Origin of the sequence: Citrobacter sp. Cpo142, assembly GCF_030332425.1 — a bacterium.
GTDB classification, from domain to species: domain Bacteria; phylum Pseudomonadota; class Gammaproteobacteria; order Enterobacterales; family Enterobacteriaceae; genus Citrobacter; species Citrobacter portucalensis.
Map to the genome: position 1 here is coordinate 32667 of NZ_JAOWHW010000097.1, position 20820 is coordinate 53486.

Here is a 20820-nt window from a genome sequence, read left to right on the forward strand (position 1 = left end):
TGACTTACACCTCGTAATCCATCTCTTCTTCACCGTGTAGCGGTATCAGCTGGACCTTTTGCACGCGATGATTTTCCACCTGCAGGGTTTTTAGCCGATAGTCGCCAACCTGAACTTCCTCCCCGGTTTTCGGGATGCGCTGCAAATACTCCATTAACAGCCCGGCAATGGTGTGATACTCACGCTTTTCGTCTAACGGGATAGGGACGTACTGCACCAGGTCTTCCAGCGGCATATGTCCGTTAGCGGTCCACGAACCATCGGCGTTTTTCTGAATATCATGGCGGGCGTCGATTTCCTCTACCTCGTTTGGCAGATTGCCGGCGATGGTTTCCATCACATCACTCAGCGTCACAATCCCTTCGACGGAACCAAATTCATCGGCTACAAACGCGAAATGCGTGCGGGCATTACGGAACTGCTCAAGCGCCGGAAGCAGCGGCAAAGTTTCCGGGAACACCAGCGGCTGGCGAATCAATACGCGCAGGTCGAGCGGCTCGCCGCGCAGAGACTGTTGCAGCAAATCGATGACATGCACCACGCCCAGCAGTTCCTCCTGCTCGTCTTCGCCAGTGACCACCAGACGCGTATGCTGGTTTTTTTCCAGTAAGGCGCGGATTTCTGCTTCGGGCGCATTGAGGTCGATATGTTCAATATCGTGGCGCGAGGTCATGATACTGCTGACGGTACGCTGATTGAAGTTCAGCACACGTTCAATCATCCGCCGCTCCTGAGGCGCAAAAATTTGACCTTCATGATGATCCGCCAGCATCGCCGCGGTTTCGGCATCCAGTTCAGCATCTTCTTTTTGCCCGCTCAGCAGTCGCATTACCGCCTCGGCGGTGCGCTGGCGCAGAGTATGGTTGGCTGAGAGGAAGCGACGACGGTTAAAGATAGCCAACTGGTTCAATGCTTCGATCATGACCGAGAAGCCGATGGCCGCGTACAGGTAACCTTTCGGGATATGGAAACCAAACCCTTCGGCCACCAGACTGAAACCAATCATCAGCAGGAAGCTCAGACACAGAATAACAATAGTTGGATGGCTGTTAACAAAGCGCGTCAGCGACTTGCTGGCCAGCAACATCAGGCTGATGGCAATAATGACTGCCGCCATCATCACCGCCAGGTGATCGACCATGCCAACAGCGGTAATGACGGAATCCAGAGAGAAGATGGCGTCCAGCACCACGATCTGCGCGACCACCCCCCAGAACTTAGCGCCTTTACGCTGGGTGGGGTTATCGCTGTCTTTCCCTTCCAGCCGTTCGTTGAGCTCCATAGTGGCTTTAAACAGCAGGAAGAAACCACCGAACAGCATGATCAGATCGCGGGCGCTGAAGCTGAGATCGCGAATGCTGAACAGCGGCGTGGTCAGCGTTACCAGCCAGGATATTGATGCCAGCAGCAGCAGGCGCATAACCATCGCCAGCAGTAGCCCGGTAATACGCGCCTTATCCCGCTGGGCAGGAGGCAATTTCTCCGCGAGGATGGCAATAAAAACAAGATTATCAATGCCAAGAACAAGTTCGATCACGATTAACGTGACCAGTCCGGCCCAGATTGACGGATCGGCAATCCATTCCATAGTAAATGCTATACCCATAGTTGTATGACAATTGTCACAATTCGATCATGGGTAAAACTGGCGAAAAATGCAATGGCGAGAAGGGATTTCTCTGTCGGTTATATCAGAACAAACGCAGGATAATAGCCTTAATGTAACTACAGGAAATGATTTTATTAATCTAAACATATTTAGGAAATATCGCAGGTGGAATATTTCTATATCAATATTGTCAATGTCAATAAAATCCTAAAAATATACAAACCCGACGCTTAATATTAATCTTAAAAGCCGGGTATCGGCGGTTTGTTATCTTGCCTGATATTCGCATAGCTGCAACAATTCTTGCGGTAATAATCAAAAGATAAATATTTCCTCATCAATCAGTGACGCCATTCCCGATGCGTTAACGCTGTAAAAGTGATGAAAATAAAGGAGAAGATAAAAATCTAAATTAATCAGTGCATTGGTAGCTAGTGAAGCCAGGGGCGGTAGCGTGTCTGGTCGCCTGAAACAAGCCTAAATTATTCTGTCAAGAGACCGCAGATGAATACATTTTTTTAGGACTGATGCCAGTTAAATTCCCTTTCAATTAACGGCAAGGTAAATACGTACAGGCGAAGTCGCTATTTAGATTGCATGTGATAAATACTCTGCCAAAGTGATAAATAATCAATGATGAAATCCAAACTTAAATTGATGCCAGTATTGGTATCGGTGATCTTGATAAACGGTTGTACCGTGCTTCCGGGCAGCAATATGTCTACGATGGGCAAAGATGTGATTAAACAGCAGGACGCTGATTTTGATATCGATCGCATGGTGAATGTTTATCCACTCACGCCACGGCTGGTCGAACAATTACGTCCTCGACCAAATGTTGCACAGCCTAATATGTCGCTGGACCAGGAGATTTCCGGATATCAGTACCGGGTCGGCCCGGGGGATGTCCTGAATGTGACCGTCTGGGACCATCCTGAACTCACCACGCCAGCCGGGCAGTACCGTAGCTCAAGCGATACCGGCAACTGGGTGCAGCCTGATGGCACCATGTTTTACCCCTACATCGGCAAAGTCAGCGTGGTAGGGAAAACGTTGGCAGAGATTCGTAGTGATATTACCGGGCGCTTAGCGAAGTACATTGCTGACCCGCAGGTGGACGTTAATATCGCCGCTTTCCGCTCGCAGAAGGCCTATGTCTCCGGGCAGGTGAACAAATCCGGCCAGCAGGCCATCACCAACGTGCCGCTTACCGTTCTCGATGCCATTAACGCCGCTGGTGGTCTCACCGAGGCAGCAGACTGGCGCAACGTTGTGCTGACTCATAAAGGGCAGGAGCAACGTATTTCACTGCAAGCGCTGATGCAAAATGGCGACCTGAGCCAGAACCGTCTGCTCTATCCTGGCGACATTCTGTTTGTTCCGCGTAATGACGATCTGAAAGTCTTCGTAATGGGGGAAGTGAAAAAACAGAGCACCCTCAAAATGGACTTCAGCGGCATGACGCTTACCGAAGCGCTGGGCAATGCCGAAGGTATTGACCTGACCACCTCCAACGCCAGCGGCATTTTCGTTATTCGACCATTGAAAGGCGAGGGCGGGAACAACGGCAAGATCGCCAATATCTATCAGCTTGATATGTCCGATGCGACGTCGCTGGTGATGGCAACATCATTCCGACTTCAGCCATACGATGTGGTGTACGTCACTACCGCGCCGGTTGCTCGCTGGAACCGTTTGATCAATCAGTTGCTGCCGACTATTAGCGGTGTTCGCTATATGACGGACACGGCCAGCGACCTTCACAACTGGTAATCATCATGTTTAACAAAATCTTAGTTGTCTGTGTGGGGAACATTTGCCGTTCCCCGACGGCAGAGCGCTTGTTAAGGCAATTTCATCCGGCGTTAACGGTCTCTTCTGCCGGTCTTGGGGCGTTGGTGGGGAAAGGCGCGGATCCGTGCGCCATTAGCGTGGCGCAGGCGCACAACTTGTCCTTGGATAATCATTGTGCCCGGCAGATCACGGGACGAATGTGCCGGGAGTATGACCTGATCCTGACCATGGAAAAGCGCCATATCTCTGCCCTGTGTGAAATGGTGCCGGAGATGCGCGGCAAAGTGATGCTTTTTGGGCACTGGGACAGCGAGCGCGAAATTCCCGATCCGTATCGTAAAAGCCGTGATGCGTTTGACGCGGTGTACGCATTACTTGAACGGTCTGCCCGCCAATGGGCTCAGGCACTGAACGCAGAGCAGGGAAAACAATGACAGAAAAAGTAAAACAGTCTGCTGCGCCGGTAACGGGCAATGATGAAATCGATATTGGTCGTTTGGTCGCAACGGTGGTGGAAGCCCGCTGGTGGGTTCTTGGCATTACCACGGCTTTTGCATTGTGTGCCGCGGTCTACACGTTGTTCGCCACACCCATCTACAGTGCGGACGCGCTGGTGCAAATTGAGCAAAATACCGGAAATTCACTGGTGCAGGATATTGGCTCGGCGTTGTCGAACAAACCTCCGGCCTCAGAAGCGGAAATTCAGCTCATTCAGTCACGACTGGTATTAGGGAAAACGGTAGACGATCTCAACCTTGATATCGCCGTTACCAAAGATACGTTCCCCATTTTTGGCGCGGGCTGGGATCGGCTGATGGGGCGTCAGAACGAAACGGTTAACGTGACGACCTTCATGCTGCCAAAGGCAATGAATGAACAGACCTTCACGCTCAATGTGCTGAATGACACAAGCTATCAACTGGTGAGTGACGGGGGTTTTAGCGCCCGGGGGCAAGTCGGCAAGGTGTTGGAACACGATGGCGTGACGATGCTGGTTGAGGCAATTCATGCCAGCCCGGAGAGCCAATTTACCGTCAGCAAATTCTCCACGCTGGGCATGATAAACACCCTGCAAAATAATCTGATGGTAGCGGAAACAGGCAAAGATACCGGCGTATTAAGCCTGACCTTTACCGGCGAAGACCGCGAGCAAATCCGCCAGATCCTCGACAGTATTACCCGCAACTATCTGCAACAAAATGTGGAACGTAAATCCGAAGAGGCCGCCAAAAGTCTGGCGTTTCTGGCAAAGCAACTGCCTGAGGTGCGTAATCGGCTGGACGTTGCTGAAAACAAGCTGAACGCCTTTCGTCAGGATAAAGACTCCGTGGATTTGCCGCTGGAAGCCAAAGCGGTGCTGGATTCGATGGTGAATATCGATGCGCAGTTGAATGAACTGACCTTCAAAGAAGCGGAGATTTCCAAGCTGTTCACCAAAGCGCATCCGGCGTACCGCACGCTGCTGGAAAAACGCCAGGCGCTGGAAGATGAGAAAAGTAAGCTGAACGGGCGCGTAACGGCGATGCCGAAAACGCAGCAGGAAATTGTTCGTCTGACGCGTGATGTGGAGTCCGGTCAGCAGGTCTATATGCAGTTGCTGAACAAGCAACAGGAACTGAAGATTACCGAGGCCAGTACGGTTGGCGATGTGCGCATTGTCGATCCCGCGATTGCCCAGCCTGGCGTGCTGAAGCCGAAAACGGCGCTGATTATTCTCGGCAGTATCATTCTCGGTTTGATGCTTTCCGTGGTGGGCGTACTGCTGCGTTCTCTGTTTAATCGCAGTATTGAACGCCCGCAGGCACTGGAAGAGCATGGTATCAGCGTGTATGCCAGTATTCCGCTGTCCGAATGGCAAAAAGCACGTGATAACGTTCAGACCATTAAAGGTGTGAAACGCTACAAGCAAAGCCAGCTGTTGGCCGTGGGTAATCCAACCGATCTCGCCATAGAAGCGGTCCGCAGCCTGCGTACCAGCCTGCACTTTGCCATGATGCAGGCGCGTAACAACGTATTGATGCTGACCGGCGTCAGCCCGTCGATTGGCAAAACGTTTGTCTGCGCCAACCTGGCGGCAGTCATCAGCCAGACCAATAAACGCGTGCTGTTGATCGACTGCGATATGCGCAAAGGCTATACCCACGAACTGCTGGGGACCAATAACGACAACGGCCTGTCTGAGATCCTCATCGGCAAAGGGGATATCTCATCCAGCGCCAAACCGACATCGATTCCGCATTTTGATCTGATCCCTCGCGGTCAAATCCCTCCCAATCCTTCCGAGCTGCTGATGAGCGAGCGTTTCGGCGAACTGATTGCCTGGGCCAGCTCGCACTATGACCTGGTGCTGATTGACACTCCACCAATTCTGGCGGTGACCGATGCGGCGATTGTTGGCCGTCATGTCGGCACCACGCTGATGGTGGCGCGTTATGCGGTCAACACGCTGAAAGAGGTGGAAACCAGCCTGAGTCGCTTCGAGCAAAATGGCATTCAGGTGAAAGGGGTGATCCTCAACTCGATCTTCCGTCGTGCCAGCGGGTATCAGGATTACGGCTACTACGAATACGAATACACGTCGGATGCGAAATAAATCACCAACCCTGCCGGATGCGGCAAAAACGCCTTATCCGGCCTACAAAAGCGTATCTATCCGGAAACGAAAATGACGACAGAAAACCCGCTAATTTCAATTTATATGCCAACCTGGAACCGCCAGCAGCTGGCCATTCGGGCGATTAAATCGGTGTTGCGCCAGGACTACCCTCACTGGGAGATGATCATTGTGGATGATTGCTCTTCCTCATATGAGCAGTTGCAGCAGTTTGTTGAGGAACTCAACGATCCGCGCGTGTCGTATACACATAATTCCACCAACTCCGGGGCCTGTGCGGTGCGTAATCAGGCCATTATGCAGGCCAACGGGCAATACATTACGGGGATTGATGATGATGATGAATGGACGCCGAACCGCCTGAGCGTGTTCCTGCAGTATCGGCATCAACTGGTCACACGGGCGTTTCTGTATGCCAATGACTATGTCTGTGAGGGCGAAGTGTATTCGCAGCCGACCAGTCTGCCGCTCTATCCGAAGTCCGTTTATTCACGCCGCAGGTTTTATAAGCGCAACATCATTGGTAATCAGGTATTTACCTGGGCATGGCGGTTTAAAGCATGCCTGTTCGATACCACGCTGAAAGCGGCGCAGGATTACGACATCTTCCTGCGCATGGTGGTGGCGTATGGCAAACCGTGGAAGGTCAAAGAGGCGACGCAGATCCTGCATGTGAATCACGGTGAGATGCGTATTACCTCATCGCCGAATAAATTCTCCGGCTACTTTCAGTTTTACCGCAAGCACAAAGGCAAATTTGACCGGGCCAGCAAGAAATATCAGTTGTTTACCCTCTATCAGATCCGCAACAAACGGATGAACTGGCGCACGCTGCTGACGCTGCTTTCTGTTCGCAACAGTAAGCGTCTGGCCGACGGACTGCGAGGACGCTAATTATGCTGGAAGATTTACGCGCGAACGGTTGGAGTCTGCGCCCCTGCTGCATGGTGGCGGCCTATCGGATTGCCCATTTTTGCTCCGTCTGGCGTAAAAAAAACATCATAAACAACCTGTGGGCCGCCCCGGTGCTGGTGATGTATCGCTTTATCACCGAGTGCCTGTTTGGCTATGAAATTCAGGCTGCTGCATCAATTGGTCGTCGTTTCACCATCCATCATGGCTATGGGGTGGTTATCAATAAACACGTGGTGGCGGGGGATGATTTTACCCTACGCCACGGCGTCACTATCGGCAATCTTGGTGCCAACGATCCATCCTGTCCGGTCATCGGTAACGGCGTTGAGTTGGGGGCCAATGTCACCCTGCTCGGCGACGTTGCTATTGGCGATAACGTGACGATTGGCGCCGGGAGCGTTGTGGTGGATAGCGTCCCGGACAATACGCTGGTCGTGGGCGAGAAGGCACGGGTGAAGGTAATAAAATGAAGATATTACAGTTTAATGTCCGACTCGCAGAAGGTGGGGCGGCAGGCGTGGCGTTAGATTTGCATCTGAGGTCGCTGGAAAAAGGGCTTTCGTCGCGTTTTGTCTATGGATATGGCAAAGGCGGTAAAAAAAGCGCCAGTCATGCGAATTTCCCGCAGGTTATCAAATATACGCCGCGCCTGACGTCGGCGGCGAACATTGCGCTGTTTCGTTTCGCGAACCGCGACATGTTTGGCAATCTCAACAAGTTATATCGTGAAGTTACCCGCACCAGCGGCCCACTGGTACTGCATTTTCATGTGTTGCACAGTTACTGGTTGAACCTGGAAGAGGTGGTGACCTTTTGCCAAAAAGTGAAGGCGCATAAACCGGATATCACCTTCGTCTGGACGCTGCACGATCACTGGAGCGTGACCGGGCGCTGTGCCTTTACCGATGGCTGCGAAGGCTGGAAAACGGGCTGCCAGAAATGCCCGACGCTCAGCAACTATCCGCCGGTAAAAATCGATAAAGCCCATCAGCAGTTGCCCGGCAAGCGGCAGATGTTTCGCGCCATGCTGGCGCTGGGCTGCCAGTTTATCTCACCCAGTCAGCATGTGGCCGACGCATTCAACAGTCTGTATGGCGTGGGACGCTGCCGTATTATCAATAATGGCATTGATGTGGCAACTGAAGCCATTCTTGGCGAACTGCCCGCGATGCCTGCGGAGAGCGGCCGGCCGAAAATTGCCGTGGTGGCTCATGACCTGCGCTATGACGGCAAAACCAGTCAACAACTGGTGCGAGCGATTGCCGCGCTTGGGGACAAAATTGAGCTGCATACCTTCGGCAAATTTTCGCCATTTGCGGGAGATAACGTCATCAACCACGGTTTTGAGAGCGATAAGCGCACGTTGATGAGTGCGCTTAACCAGATGGATGGACTGGTGTTCAGCTCCCGTGTCGATAACTACCCGCTGATTCTGTGCGAAGCACTTTCCATCGGCGTACCGGTAATTGCTACACACAGCGATGCCGCGCAGGAAGTGCTGGCTAAATCAGGCGGCAAAACGTTCAGCGAAGCGGATGTATTGCAGCTGGTGCAGCTGAAAAAATCAGACATTGCGCAGGCGGTATTTGACACGTCCCTTACCGCGTTCAGCCAGCGCAGTCGGGTGGCATACAGTGGGCAACAGATGCTGGAGGAATATGTCTCGTTCTATCAGAATCTGTAGCTATCTGGTGCTACCGCTGCTTTATCTGCTGGTTAACGTCAAACTTGCCCAGCTTGGCGAGAGCTTCCCGATAACCATCGTCACGTTCTTGCCCGTTCTGCTGTTGCTGTTTGTCGAGCGCATCAATATCAAAAAATTAATGATCGCACTGGGCGTGGGGGGCGGGCTGACGGCGTTTAACTACCTGTTCGGTCAATCACTGGATGCCAGCAAGTACGTAACGTCAGCGATGCTGTTTGTTTATACCGTGGTGATTATTGGCATGGTGTGGAGTATTCGCTTCAAAACCATTTCACCGCATAACTATATTAAGATTTTGCGTTTTTTCTGGCTGGTGGTGGGGCTGGTGGTGGGGTTAGCTGCGGTTGAAATGGCACAGATAATTCTCAGCGGCGGCAGCAGTTTAATGGAAGTTATTTCGAAATATCTTATTTACAGTAACAGCTATGTTCTGAACTTTATTAAGTTTGGTGGGAAACGTACCACCGCACTCTATTTCGAACCGGCATTCTTCGCTCTGGCGTTAATCTCAATTTGGCTCAGTATCAAACAGTTTGGTATCAAAACACCTAAGTCCGATGCTATGATTCTGGCAGGGGTAATATTATCAGGATCTTTTTCAGGGGTAATGACGTTTATTTTGTTTTATCTCCTGGAGTGGGCGTTCCAGTACCTGAATAAGGATGCGATAAAAAAGAAGCTACCGCTGGCGATAATCTCATTAAGCGTGTTTTTAGTTGGGGTGATATTTGCTTTTCCGTACATCGCAACGCGGCTTGGTGATTTAGGAACTGAAGGTTCGTCATCGTATTATCGTATCGTAGGACCATTGGTGATGGTCGGTTATTCATTACTGAATGTTGATGGCGTAGTGAGATTTGGCTCACTTTATGAATACGTCGCGTCATTCGGAATTTTTAACGGTGCAGATGTCGGTAAAACAATAGACAATGGTTTGTATCTGCTGATTATTTATTTTTCATGGTTCGCGGTGATATTAGCCCTGTGGTACATGGGGAAGGTCATGAAAATGATGATCAATGCGTTTGGCGATAATCAGAATTATCGGGTGCAGCTTTATCTTTTTACACCGTTGTCCCTGTTTTTTACAGGTTCAGTATTTAGTCCGGAATACGCATTTTTAATTGTGTGTCCGTTTATATTGCGCAAGGCGCTGAATATCGCGAGGTAACTCACATGCTGCTCAGTATCATTACCGTCGCCTTTCGCAATCTGGAAGGGATCGCCAAAACTCACGCATCGCTGGCACATCTGGCGCAAGCGGGTGATATCAGTTTTGAGTGGATTGTTGTTGATGGCGGCTCCTCGGATGGTACGCCGGCGTTTCTTGAAGGGCTCAGTGGGGAACACCGGTTACGGTTTGTTAGCGAGCCGGATAACGGCATCTATGATGCGATGAACAAAGGTATCGCGATGGCGCGCGGGCGGTTCGCGCTGTTCCTCAACTCCGGGGATATTCTGCATGCGGATGCGGCACATTTTATCCGCCAGTTAAAAACGCAGAGCGACCAAACCATGGTCATTGGCGATGCGTTGCTGGATTTCGGCAATGGCAACAAAATTAAGCGCCGGGCAAAACCAGGTTGGTATATTTATCACAGCCTGCCCGCCAGCCATCAGGCGATATTCTTTCCGCTCTCAGGACTGAATGTCTGGCATTATGATTTGCAATATAAAATATCGTCTGATTACGCGTTGGCAGCCCAATTATACAAGTCCGGTTACGCTTTTAAAAAGCTGAGCGGGTTGGTATCGGAGTTTTCCATGGGCGGAGTGTCAACGACGAATAATCTGGAATTGTGTCGGGATGCCAAAAAAGTACAGCGCCAGATATTACACATGCCAGGTTTTTGGACCGGATTGTCAGAATATTTACGTCTGCGCACAACTGGTAAAACTAAAACCTTATATGGGAAAACGTAAGGGCATAGTATGCAAGATTTAAGCGGATTTGAAGTGCCTGGAGGTTTTCGCGGCGGTGGCGCTATTAAAGTGCAATTATGGTGGGCAGTGCAAGCAACATTATTTCGCTGGTCTCCACAGGTCATGTATCGCTGGCGTGCATTTTTATTACGAATGTTTGGCGCAAAAATAGGAAAAAACGTAGTCATTCGGCCTTCAGTAAGAATTACTTATCCGTGGAAATTAACCCTGGGAGATTATGCCTGGGTGGGTGACGACGCGGTTTTATATACGTTAGGTGATATTACGATTGGCGCCCACGCGGTTATTTCGCAAAAAAGTTATTTATGCACCGGGAGTCATGATTATGCCAGTCAACATTTTGATATTAACGCCACGCCGATTGTGGTTGGCGCTAAATGCTGGTTGGCGACAGATGTCTTTGTCGCGCCTGGCGTGACGATTGGCAATGGCACCGTCGTCGGAGCACGAAGCAGCGTATTTAAATCGCTGCCAGCAAATGTCATTTGTCGGGGAAATCCCGCAGTAGTCACGCGCGAACGCGTCGAGAAAGTTACTCCCTGAGGGGATCACTGAAGAGGTTATAACATGTCAAAAGTCGCTCTCATTACTGGCGTAACCGGGCAGGATGGTTCTTACCTGGCAGAACTCCTGCTGGAAAAAGGGTACGAAGTACACGGTATTAAGCGTCGCGCTTCATCATTCAACACCGAACGTGTGGACCACATCTATCAGGATCCGCATTCAGGCAATCCCAAATTTCATCTGCACTATGGCGATTTGACCGACTCCTCCAACCTGACCCGTATTTTACAGGAAGTCCAACCGGATGAAGTCTATAACCTGGGTGCCATGAGCCACGTTGCGGTGTCGTTTGATTCACCGGAATACACCGCAGACGTTGATGCGATCGGCACCTTGCGTTTGCTGGAGGCGATCCGCTTCCTTGGTCTGGAGAAGAAGACCCGTTTCTACCAGGCGTCTACCTCTGAACTGTACGGTCTGGTACAGGAAATCCCGCAGAAAGAGAGCACGCCGTTCTATCCGCGCTCGCCGTATGCCGTTGCCAAGCTGTATGCCTACTGGATAACCGTCAACTACCGCGAGTCTTACGGGATGTATGCCTGTAACGGCATTCTGTTCAACCACGAGTCTCCGCGCCGCGGCGAAACCTTTGTTACTCGCAAAATTACCCGGGCGATCGCCAACATCGCTCAGGGGCTGGAGTCTTGCTTGTACCTGGGCAACATGGATTCACTGCGCGATTGGGGGCATGCCAAAGATTACGTCAGGATGCAGTGGATGATGCTGCAGCAGGATAAGCCGGAAGATTTCGTGATTGCCACCGGCGTGCAGTATTCCGTGCGCCAGTTTGTAGAAATGGCGGCCGCTCAGCTGGGGATTAAATTGCGCTTTGAAGGTGAGGGCGTGAATGAGAAAGGCATCGTGGTTTCTGTGACCGGACACGATGCGCCGGGGGTGAAACCCGGGGATGTCATGATTGCCGTTGATCCGCGCTACTTCCGTCCGGCTGAGGTGGAAACGCTGCTGGGCGATCCGGCCAAAGCCCATGAAAAACTGGGCTGGAAACCGGAAATCACACTGCGCCAGATGATCTCGGAAATGGTTGCCAACGATCTTGATGCGGCGAAGAAACATTCCCTGCTCAAGTCGCACGGTTACGAGGTCGCTATCGCGCTGGAGTACTAAGGATGAAGACACAACGTATTTTTGTGGCGGGCCATCGCGGGATGGTGGGGGCCGCCATCGTCAGACAATTGTCGCAGCGAAATAACGTAGAGCTGGTGCTGCGTACCCGCGACCAGCTTAATCTGCTGGACGCCGGTGCGGTGCAGGCGTTCTTCGCCACTGAACACATTGATCAGGTTTATCTGGCGGCGGCAAAAGTAGGGGGGATTGTGGCGAACAATACTTATCCTGCTGATTTTATTTATGAAAATATGATGATTGAGAGCAACATTACTCATGCAGCGCATCTGCATAACGTGAATAAACTGTTGTTCCTCGGGTCATCCTGTATTTATCCCAAGCAAGCTACCCAGCCAATCGCCGAAAGTGAACTGTTGCAGGGGACACTTGAACCGACCAATGAGCCGTATGCGATTGCCAAAATTGCCGGTATCAAGCTGTGCGAATCGTATAACCGACAGTATGGCCGTGATTATCGCTCGGTGATGCCGACCAATCTGTACGGACCGCATGACAACTTTCATCCGAGTAATTCGCATGTGATCCCGGCGCTGCTGCGCCGCTTTCATGAGGCTCGCGAGCAAAATACGCCGGATGTGGTGGTGTGGGGAAGCGGGACGCCAATGCGTGAATTTCTGCATGTCGACGATATGGCGGCGGCCAGTATCCACGTGATGGAGCTGGCTCAGGAAGTGTTGCAGGAATATACCCAACCAATGCTGTCGCATATCAACGTGGGCACCGGTGTGGACTGCACCATCCGTGAACTGGCCCAGACCATCGCGCAGGTTGTGGGTTACAAGGGGCGCGTGGTGTTTGACGCCAGCAAACCGGACGGCACGCCGCGCAAATTGCTCGACGTTACGCGTCTGCATCAGTTGGGCTGGTATCACGAGATATCTCTGGAAGCGGGGCTTGCCAGTACATATCAGTGGTTCCTTGAAAACCAGCAGCGTTACCGGGGGTAAGCATGTTTTTACGTCATGAGGATTTTGCCACCGTTGTACGTTCAACCCCGCTGATTTCCATCGATTTGATCGTGGAAAACGCCCACGGCGAATTTCTGCTTGGCAAGCGCCTCAATCGTCCGGCGCAGGGGTATTGGTTCGTGCCCGGTGGTCGGGTGCAAAAAGATGAACCGCTGCGCGCAGCCTTTGAGCGGCTGACTGAAGCTGAGCTGGGGTTACGTTTACCGCTGTCCGCTGCAGAGTTTTACGGGGTCTGGCAGCACTTCTATGACGACAACTTTTCCGGGGAAGATTTCTCAACGCATTACATCGTGCTGGGATTTCGTCTGCGGGTGTCGGAAAACGACCTACAACTGCCTGACGTTCAACATGACGCGTACCGCTGGCTGGCAATTGAAGAGATTCTGACCAGTGACCATGTGCACGACAACAGCCGGGCTTACTTCCGTGAGAAGAGTCAGGCCGGAGTACCCGGGCTATGAAGATCCTTGTGTATGGCATCAACTATTCGCCGGAGTTGACCGGTATCGGTAAATACACCGGTGAAATGGTGGAGTGGATGGCGCAACAGGGGCATGACGTACGGGTGATCACTGCGCCGCCTTATTATCCGCAGTGGAAGGTCAACGGTCGCTACTCATCCTGGCGCTACCGTCGTGAAGAAGGCGATGCCATCGTCTGGCGTTGCCCGCTGTATGTACCTGAGCAGCCTTCTACGCTCAAGCGCGTGCTGCATTTAGGCAGTTTTGCCCTGAGCAGTTTCTTCCCGTTGCTGGCGCAGCGCCGCTGGAAGCCGGATCGCATCATTGGGGTAGTGCCGACGCTGTTTTGTACGCCGGGCATGCGCCTGCTGGCGAAGCTGTCCGGGGCGCGCACGCTGCTGCATATTCAGGATTACGAAGTCGATGCCATGCTGGGGCTTGGCATGGCGGGCAAAGGCAAGCGTGGCGCGGTGGCAAAACTGGCCAGCGCCTTTGAGCGCAGTGGGCTGTTGAATATGGATCATATTTCGACCATTTCTCGCTCAATGATGAATAAAGCGCAGGAGAAGGGCGTTGATGCACAGAAGGTCATTTTCTTTCCGAACTGGTCAGAAGTAGCGCGTTTTCGTGATGTGAACGATGCCGATGCTCTGGCGTTGCGCCAGCAACTGGGCTTGCCTGATGATAAAAAAATCATTCTCTACTCAGGCAATATCGGTGAAAAGCAAGGGCTGGAGAGTGTGATCGACGCAGCGGCCCTGTTGAGCGAACAGCCCTGGCTGTTTGTGATTGTCGGGCAGGGCGGGGGGAAAGCGCGGCTGGAGAGTATGTCTAGTGAACGCGGCCTGAACAATGTGATGTTCTTTCCGCTGCAATCTTATGACGCGCTGCCTGCGCTGCTCAAGATGGCGGACTGCCATCTGGTGGTACAAAAGCGCGGTGCGGCGGATGCCGTATTGCCCTCCAAACTGACCAATATCCTCGCCGTTGGCGGTAACGCGGTGATTACCGCCGAACCTGAGACCGAGTTGGGTCAGCTGTGTGACGCTCACCCAGGCATCGCGGTGTGTGTCGAACCTGAATCAATGAATGCGCTGGTTGGCGGGATTCAACAGGCGTTAACCATGCCAAAAGTGAACACGGTGGCACGTGAGTATGCCGAACGCACGTTGGATAAAGAAAACGTGCTGAGCCAATTTATTGCAGATATTCGGGGTACATGATGAGTCAAACCAAACTCTTTCCGGTGGTGATGGCCGGTGGCTCGGGTAGCCGTTTATGGCCTCTGTCCCGCGTGTTGTATCCAAAGCAGTTCCTGTGTCTGAAAGGCGACCTCACCATGCTGCAGACAACGATTTGTCGTCTGAACGGCGTGGAGTGCGAAAGCCCGGTGGTTATCTGTAATGAACAACACCGTTTCATTGTGGCGGAACAGCTACGACAACTGCACAAGCTGACTGAGAATATTATTCTCGAACCCGCCGGGCGCAATACGGCACCGGCGATAGCACTGGCCGCGCTGGCGGCAAAATGTCAAAGTCCGGGGGAAGATCCGCTGCTGTTGGTATTGGCGGCCGATCACATGATTGCCGACGAGGAGGCATTTCGCGAGGCGGTTCGCAATGCAATGCCCTATGCCAGCGCGGGTAAGCTGGTGACGTTTGGCATCGTGCCGGACCATCCGGAGACCGGCTATGGTTATATACGTCGCGGCGAGGTTTCGCCATCCAATACCGACGCCGTGGCTTTTCAGGTGGCGCAGTTTGTTGAAAAGCCCAATCTGGAAACCGCGCAGGCTTACGTGGCGAGCGGCGACTACTACTGGAACAGCGGCATGTTTCTGTTCCGGGCCGGGCGCTATCTGGAAGAACTGAAAAAATATCGCCCCGACATTCTTGAGGCCTGCGAAAACGCCATGAGTACGGTTGACCCCGATCTTGATTTTATCCGCGTTGATGAACAGGCGTTTCTCGCCTGCCCGGAAGAGTCTGTGGACTATGCGGTAATGGAACGTACGGCCGATGCGGTGGTTATGCCCATGAACGCAGGCTGGAGCGATGTTGGCTCCTGGTCATCATTGTGGGAAATCAGCGCCCATACCGCTGAAGGCAATGTGCATCATGGTGACGTCATTAGCCATAAAACGGAAAACAGCTACGTGTATGCCGAGTCTGGCCTGGTGACGACCGTCGGGGTGAAGGATCTGGTGGTGGTGCAGACCAAAGATGCGGTGCTGATAGCCGATCGCAACGCGGTGCAGGACGTCAAAAAAGTGGTGGAGCAAATTAAAGCTGACGGACGCCATGAACACCATATTCACCGTGAAGTTTATCGTCCATGGGGCAAGTACGACTCTATTGATGCCGGAGACCGTTACCAGGTGAAGCGAATTACCGTTAAACCCGGAGAGGGATTGTCCGTGCAGATGCATCATCACCGGGCTGAACACTGGGTTGTGGTGGCTGGTACCGCGAAGGTGACAATCAATGATGATATCAAACTGCTCGCTGAAAACGAGTCTGTCTATATTCCGCTGGGGGCGACCCATTGCCTGGAGAACCCGGGGAAAATCCCGCTCGATCTGATTGAAGTGCGCTCCGGATCTTATCTCGATGAGGATGATGTGGTGCGGTTTGCGGACAGATACGGGCGCGCTTAACACAACATCATCGTTGCCGGATGGCGGCGTGTACGCCTTATCCGGCCTACAAACGAACGGTTAGTCATTTTTTGAAAAATATCTCCAGTCAGGAGAGGGCTAACTGTTGCCTGAAGAAGGGTAAATCATGACGAAATTAACCTGTTTCAAAGCCTACGATATTCGCGGCAGGCTGGGCGAAGAGCTGAATGAAGATATCGCGTGGCGTATTGGCCGCGCTTACGGTGAGTTACTGAAGCCAAAAACCATTGTCCTCGGTGGCGATGTGCGCCTGACCAGTGAGACGCTGAAGCTGGCGCTGGCGAAAGGACTGCAGGATTCGGGCGTGGATGTGCTGGATATTGGTATGTCGGGCACCGAAGAGATTTATTTTGCCACTTTCCACCTGGGCATTGACGGCGGTATTGAAGTGACCGCCAGCCATAATCCGATGGATTACAACGGCATGAAGCTGGTGCGGGAAGGGGCACGGCCCATCAGCGGTGATACCGGTCTGCGCGACGTGCAGTGCCTGGCGCAAGCCAATGACTTCCCGGCGGTTGATGAGACAAAACGTGGCCGCTACCAGCGCATTACTACCCGTGATGCCTACATTGACCACCTGCTGGGTTACATCAATCCCGCCAACCTGAAACCGATGAAGCTGGTGCTCAATTCCGGCAACGGCGCGGCAGGTCCGGTGGTTGACGCCATTGAAGCCCGTTTTAAGGCGCTGGACGTGCCGGTCGAGTTCATCAAAATCCACAACACGCCGGATGGCAACTTCCCCAACGGTATTCCCAATCCTCTGCTGCCGGAATGCCGGGCCGACACGCGCAATGCAGTGATTGAACACGGCGCGGATATGGGGATTGCCTTCGACGGTGATTTTGACCGCTGCTTCCTGTTCGATGAAAAAGGTCAGTTCATTGAGGGTTACTACATTGTCGGCCTGCTGGCGGAAGCGTTTCTGGAGAAGAATCCGGGGGCGAAAATTATCCACGACCCACGCCTGTCCTGGAACACCGTGGATGTGGTGACTGCGGCAGGCGGTAAACCGGTGATGTCTAAAACCGGGCACGCGTTTATCAAAGAGCGGATGCGCCGTGAAGATGCCATTTATGGCGGTGAAATGAGCGCGCACCACTATTTCCGCGATTTTGCCTATTGCGACAGCGGAATGATCCCGTGGCTGCTGGTGGCGGAGCTGCTGTCTCTGAAAGGGCAGTCGCTGGGCGAACTGGTCCGCGACCGGATGGTGGCCTACCCGGCGAGCGGAGAAATAAACAGTACGCTGGCAGAGCCGACGGCGGCGATTGCGCGCGTGGAGCAGCATTTTTCCCGTGAGGCGTTGTCGGTGGACAGAACGGACGGTATCAGCATGTCGTTTGTCGACTGGCGCTTTAATTTACGCTCATCCAATACCGAACCGGTGGTGCGCCTGAACGTGGAATCGCGCGGAGATATTCCGTTGATGGAAGCGCGAACGCGCACTCTTCTGGCGTTACTGAATCAGTAATGCTGGTGCTTCCTTTGCCCGATGCTGGGCAAAGGGTGACTAACAGGAACCACGATGACACATCTAAAAAAGCGCGAACGCGCCAAAACCAATGCGTCGTTAATTTCGATGGTGCAACGCTTTTCAGATATCACCATCATGTTTGGCGGGTTGTGGGTAATCTGCGAATTAAGCGGTTTGCCTTTCCTGTACATGCACCTGCTGGTGGCGCTGATCACGCTGGTCGTTTTTCAGATGCTCGGTGGCATAACGGATTTTTATCGCTCCTGGCGTGGTGTCAAAATTTCCACTGAGCTGGTGCTGTTACTGCAAAACTGGTCGCTGAGTCTGATTTTTTGCGCAGGTCTGATCGCCTTTAATAACGATTTTGACAACCGTCTCGCCGTCTGGCTGGCGTGGTATCTGCTATCCAGCGTTGGCCTGGTGTTGTGCCGCTCGTTTATTCGCTACGGCGCGGGATGGATGCGCAATCGCGGGTACAACACTCGTCGGGTGGCTGTGGCAGGTGAGCTGCCAGCCGGACAAATGCTACTGGACAGTTTTCGCCATGAACCGTGGCTGGGGTTTGAAGTAGCAGGTGTCTATCACGATCCTATCCCTGGAAAAAACTCCCGCGACTGGGCCGGTAATCTGCAACAACTGGTGGATGACGCCAAAGCCTCACGCATTCATAACGTTTATATCGCCATGTCGATGAGCGATGGCGCCAGCGTCAAAAAACTGGTGCGTGAGCTGGCCGATACCACCTGTTCTGTGATCCTTATTCCTGATGTCTTTACCTTCAACATTCTGCATTCACGGATTGAAGAGATGAACGGCATTCCGGTGGTGCCGCTGTATGACACGCCGCTCTCGGGGATTAATCGTCTGTTAAAGCGCGCGGAAGATATCGTGCTGGCTTCGCTGATCCTGCTGCTTATTTCTCCGGTGCTGTGTGGCATAGCGCTACTGGTAAAACTGACCTCCAAAGGGCCGGTGATTTTCCGCCAGACCCGCTATGGCATGGACGGCAAACCGATCAAAGTCTGGAAGTTTCGTTCGATGAAAGTGATGGAAAACGACGCGGTGGTGACGCAGGCGACGCAAAACGATCCGCGCGTTACCCCTGTGGGGAATTTCCTGCGCCGAACGTCGCTCGATGAACTGCCGCAGTTTATTAACGTGCTGACCGGAGGCATGTCTATCGTCGGGCCACGCCCGCATGCGGTAGCGCATAACGAACAGTATCGCCAACTGATCGAGGGGTACATGTTACGCCATAAGGTGAAACCGGGGATTACCGGCTGGGCGCAAATCAACGGCTGGCGGGGTGAAACCGATACGCTGGAAAAAATGGAAAAACGTGTGGAATTTGACCTCGAATACATTCGCGAGTGGAGCGTGTGGTTCGATATCAAAATTGTTTTTCTGACGGTATTCAAAGGCTTTGTCAACAAAGCGGCGTATTAACATGAGCTTACGAGAAAAAACGCTGAACGGCGCAAAGTGGTCGGCGATTGCCACGGTGATCATCATTGGTCTGGGGCTTATCCAGATGACCGTACTGGCACGGATTATTGATAACCACCAGTTCGGGTTGTTAACCGTGGCGCTGGTAATCATCGCGCTGGCCGATACGCTGTCTGACTTTGGTATCGCTAACTCAATTATTCAGCGCAAAGAGATTGGCTATCTAGAACTGACCACGCTGTACTGGCTCAACGTTGGGCTGGGTATCGTGGTATGCGTGGCGATGTTTCTGCTGAGCGAGACGATTGCCCATGTGCTCAACAACCCAGAACTGGCACAGCTTATCAAAACATTATCACTGGCGTTTGTGGTGATACCGCACGGGCAGCAGTTTCGCGCGCTGATGCAAAAAGAGCTGGCCTTCAACAAAATTGGCATGATTGAAACCAGTTCGGTGCTTGCCGGTTTTACCTTCACCGTAGTCAGTGCCCATTTCTGGCCGCTCGCGCTGACGGCCATTCTCGGGTATCTGGTGAACAGTACGCTACGTACGCTGCTGTTTGGCTATTTTGGTCGCCGGATTTACCGTCCGGGGCTGCATTTTTCGCTGGCATCGGTTTCGTCGAATCTGCGTTTTGGTGCGTGGCTGACGGCAGACAGCATTATCAATTACATCAATACCAACCTTTCCACGCTGGTTTTAGCCCGCACGTTGGGAGCTGGCGTGGCGGGCGGATTCAATCTCGCCTGGAATGTGGCGGTTGTCCCCCCGATCAAACTGAACCCGATTATCACCCGCGTGCTGTTTCCGGCGTTTGCCAAAATCCAGGACGACAGCGAAAAGCTACGGGTGAATTTTTACAAGCTGCTGTCGGTGGTTGGGATTATCAACTTCCCGGCGCTGCTGGGACTGATGGTGGTGTCGAATAACGTGGTGCCGCTGGTATTCGGCGAGAAGTGGAACGGCATTATCCCCATCCTGCAACTGCTGTGCATTGTTGGGCTGCTGCGCTCGGTGGGGAATCCAATAGGATCGCTTTTGATGGCGAAAGCGCGGGTTGATATCAGCTTTAAATTCAATGTGTTCAAAACCTTTCTGTTTATTCCGGCCATTTTCATCGGTGGGCATCTGGCCGGAGCGATTGGCGTGACGCTGGGCTTTTTGCTGGTCCAGGTGATTAACACAGTCCTCAGCTATTTCGTGATGATTAAACCTGTTCTTGGCCCCAGCTACCGCCAGTACATGCTCAGTCTTTGGCTGCCGTTGTATCTCTCCTTGCCAACCCTTGTGGTGAGCTATGCGTTGGGCGTAATGCTGCATAGCCAGCTGTCGTTGGGCGTGTTGTTGGGGAGCCAGATAGCGGCAGGGGCGCTGGCGTTTGCGCTAATGATAGTGCTGTCGCGCCATCCGCTGGTGGTGGAAATAAAACGCCAGCTCTGTCGCAGTGAAAAAATGAAAACCTTGCTCCGTGCAGGATAAGAACAACGCTTTAA

Annotated in this window: 18 protein-coding genes; 17 read left to right on the forward strand and 1 reads right to left on the reverse strand. The window is 52.5% G+C overall.

Features of this window, described 5'->3' with window-relative positions:
• Positions 1–4: 4 nt before the first annotated feature.
• On the reverse strand, positions 5–1588 hold the full coding sequence (locus OGY18_RS05280) for a TerC family protein (protein WP_032934495.1): 1584 nt from the start codon (positions 1586–1588) through the stop codon (positions 5–7).
• A 654-nt stretch (positions 1589–2242) separates the two neighbouring features.
• Between OGY18_RS05280 and OGY18_RS05285 the strand changes: the two genes are divergently transcribed.
• From OGY18_RS05285 to wzxC, 17 genes are all read left to right on the forward strand, one after another.
• Complete coding sequence (locus OGY18_RS05285) at positions 2243–3382, forward strand: polysaccharide export protein (protein WP_003834266.1); 1140 nt, start codon at positions 2243–2245, stop codon at positions 3380–3382.
• Between the two features lie 5 nt (positions 3383–3387).
• Complete coding sequence (wzb, locus tag OGY18_RS05290; RefSeq protein ID WP_148361772.1) at positions 3388–3837, forward strand: low molecular weight protein-tyrosine-phosphatase Wzb; 450 nt, start codon at positions 3388–3390, stop codon at positions 3835–3837.
• Positions 3834–5996: a tyrosine-protein kinase Wzc gene (gene wzc, locus OGY18_RS05295; protein WP_286552126.1), complete on the forward strand. Its 2163-nt coding sequence runs from the start codon at positions 3834–3836 to the stop codon at positions 5994–5996. Before wzb ends, wzc begins: the two co-directional genes overlap by 4 nt.
• 72 nt (positions 5997–6068) lie before the next feature.
• The gene (gene wcaA / locus OGY18_RS05300) at positions 6069–6911 is read left to right on the forward strand and encodes a colanic acid biosynthesis glycosyltransferase WcaA (RefSeq protein WP_000206145.1); all 843 of its coding nucleotides are present in this window, start codon (positions 6069–6071) and stop codon (positions 6909–6911) included.
• 2 nt (positions 6912–6913) lie between these two features.
• A complete protein-coding gene (gene wcaB / locus OGY18_RS05305) occupies positions 6914–7402 on the forward strand; it encodes a colanic acid biosynthesis acetyltransferase WcaB (RefSeq protein WP_069219544.1) in 489 nt (162 codons plus the stop codon).
• Positions 7399–8616: a colanic acid biosynthesis glycosyltransferase WcaC gene (gene wcaC / locus OGY18_RS05310; protein WP_286552130.1), complete on the forward strand. Its 1218-nt coding sequence runs from the start codon at positions 7399–7401 to the stop codon at positions 8614–8616. Before wcaB ends, wcaC begins: the two co-directional genes overlap by 4 nt.
• Positions 8591–9808: a colanic acid polymerase WcaD gene (wcaD, locus tag OGY18_RS05315; protein ID WP_125112559.1), complete on the forward strand. Its 1218-nt coding sequence runs from the start codon at positions 8591–8593 to the stop codon at positions 9806–9808. The genes wcaC and wcaD overlap by 26 nt, the downstream gene beginning before the upstream one ends.
• A 5-nt stretch (positions 9809–9813) precedes the next feature.
• On the forward strand, positions 9814–10560 hold the full coding sequence (gene wcaE / locus OGY18_RS05320) for a colanic acid biosynthesis glycosyltransferase WcaE (RefSeq protein ID WP_149281544.1): 747 nt from the start codon (positions 9814–9816) through the stop codon (positions 10558–10560).
• 9 nt (positions 10561–10569) lie between these two features.
• Entirely contained in the window at positions 10570–11124 is a 555-nt protein-coding gene (gene wcaF, locus OGY18_RS05325; RefSeq protein ID WP_286552131.1) for a colanic acid biosynthesis acetyltransferase WcaF, read from the forward strand.
• Between the two features lie 24 nt (positions 11125–11148).
• Positions 11149–12270 (forward strand): GDP-mannose 4,6-dehydratase, encoded by a 1122-nt coding sequence (gene gmd, locus OGY18_RS05330; protein WP_003036748.1) that lies wholly within the window; start codon positions 11149–11151, stop codon positions 12268–12270.
• A gap of 2 nt (positions 12271–12272) precedes the next feature.
• A complete protein-coding gene (gene fcl, locus OGY18_RS05335; RefSeq protein WP_198579330.1) occupies positions 12273–13238 on the forward strand; it encodes a GDP-L-fucose synthase in 966 nt (321 codons plus the stop codon).
• Between the two features lie 2 nt (positions 13239–13240).
• Positions 13241–13720, forward strand: coding sequence for a GDP-mannose mannosyl hydrolase (locus OGY18_RS05340; protein WP_286552135.1), 480 nt, complete (start codon positions 13241–13243; stop codon positions 13718–13720).
• The gene (gene wcaI / locus OGY18_RS05345; RefSeq protein WP_069219550.1) at positions 13717–14943 is read left to right on the forward strand and encodes a colanic acid biosynthesis fucosyltransferase WcaI; all 1227 of its coding nucleotides are present in this window, start codon (positions 13717–13719) and stop codon (positions 14941–14943) included. The genes OGY18_RS05340 and wcaI overlap by 4 nt, the downstream gene beginning before the upstream one ends.
• The gene (gene cpsB / locus OGY18_RS05350) at positions 14943–16379 is read left to right on the forward strand and encodes a mannose-1-phosphate guanyltransferase (RefSeq protein ID WP_286552249.1); all 1437 of its coding nucleotides are present in this window, start codon (positions 14943–14945) and stop codon (positions 16377–16379) included. Before wcaI ends, cpsB begins: the two co-directional genes overlap by 1 nt.
• Positions 16380–16506: 127 nt before the next feature.
• Complete coding sequence (cpsG, locus tag OGY18_RS05355) at positions 16507–17877, forward strand: colanic acid biosynthesis phosphomannomutase CpsG (protein ID WP_286552139.1); 1371 nt, start codon at positions 16507–16509, stop codon at positions 17875–17877.
• A 54-nt stretch (positions 17878–17931) separates the two neighbouring features.
• Positions 17932–19326, forward strand: a complete 1395-nt coding sequence (gene wcaJ / locus OGY18_RS05360) for an undecaprenyl-phosphate glucose phosphotransferase (RefSeq protein ID WP_126317720.1) — start codon at positions 17932–17934, stop codon at positions 19324–19326.
• 1 nt (position 19327) lies between these two features.
• Complete coding sequence (gene wzxC, locus OGY18_RS05365; RefSeq protein ID WP_284969257.1) at positions 19328–20806, forward strand: colanic acid undecaprenyl disphosphate flippase WzxC; 1479 nt, start codon at positions 19328–19330, stop codon at positions 20804–20806.
• Positions 20807–20820 lie beyond the last annotated feature (14 nt).

What these genes read in the sequence shown, in the direction of transcription:
- OGY18_RS05280 (WP_032934495.1), bottom strand. Translation starts at nt 1,588, where the DNA reads ATGGAATGGATTGCCGATCCGTCAATCTGGGCCGGACTGGTCACGTTA.
- OGY18_RS05285 (WP_003834266.1), top strand. Translation starts at nt 2,243, where the DNA reads ATGATGAAATCCAAACTTAAATTGATGCCAGTATTGGTATCGGTGATC.
- wzb (WP_148361772.1), top strand. Translation starts at nt 3,388, where the DNA reads ATGTTTAACAAAATCTTAGTTGTCTGTGTGGGGAACATTTGCCGTTCC.
- wzc (WP_286552126.1), top strand. Translation starts at nt 3,834, where the DNA reads ATGACAGAAAAAGTAAAACAGTCTGCTGCGCCGGTAACGGGCAATGAT.
- wcaA (WP_000206145.1), top strand. Translation starts at nt 6,069, where the DNA reads ATGACGACAGAAAACCCGCTAATTTCAATTTATATGCCAACCTGGAAC.
- wcaB (WP_069219544.1), top strand. Translation starts at nt 6,914, where the DNA reads ATGCTGGAAGATTTACGCGCGAACGGTTGGAGTCTGCGCCCCTGCTGC.
- wcaC (WP_286552130.1), top strand. Translation starts at nt 7,399, where the DNA reads ATGAAGATATTACAGTTTAATGTCCGACTCGCAGAAGGTGGGGCGGCA.
- wcaD (WP_125112559.1), top strand. Translation starts at nt 8,591, where the DNA reads ATGTCTCGTTCTATCAGAATCTGTAGCTATCTGGTGCTACCGCTGCTT.
- wcaE (WP_149281544.1), top strand. Translation starts at nt 9,814, where the DNA reads ATGCTGCTCAGTATCATTACCGTCGCCTTTCGCAATCTGGAAGGGATC.
- wcaF (WP_286552131.1), top strand. Translation starts at nt 10,570, where the DNA reads ATGCAAGATTTAAGCGGATTTGAAGTGCCTGGAGGTTTTCGCGGCGGT.
- gmd (WP_003036748.1), top strand. Translation starts at nt 11,149, where the DNA reads ATGTCAAAAGTCGCTCTCATTACTGGCGTAACCGGGCAGGATGGTTCT.
- fcl (WP_198579330.1), top strand. Translation starts at nt 12,273, where the DNA reads ATGAAGACACAACGTATTTTTGTGGCGGGCCATCGCGGGATGGTGGGG.
- OGY18_RS05340 (WP_286552135.1), top strand. Translation starts at nt 13,241, where the DNA reads ATGTTTTTACGTCATGAGGATTTTGCCACCGTTGTACGTTCAACCCCG.
- wcaI (WP_069219550.1), top strand. Translation starts at nt 13,717, where the DNA reads ATGAAGATCCTTGTGTATGGCATCAACTATTCGCCGGAGTTGACCGGT.
- cpsB (WP_286552249.1), top strand. Translation starts at nt 14,943, where the DNA reads ATGAGTCAAACCAAACTCTTTCCGGTGGTGATGGCCGGTGGCTCGGGT.
- cpsG (WP_286552139.1), top strand. Translation starts at nt 16,507, where the DNA reads ATGACGAAATTAACCTGTTTCAAAGCCTACGATATTCGCGGCAGGCTG.
- wcaJ (WP_126317720.1), top strand. Translation starts at nt 17,932, where the DNA reads ATGACACATCTAAAAAAGCGCGAACGCGCCAAAACCAATGCGTCGTTA.
- wzxC (WP_284969257.1), top strand. Translation starts at nt 19,328, where the DNA reads ATGAGCTTACGAGAAAAAACGCTGAACGGCGCAAAGTGGTCGGCGATT.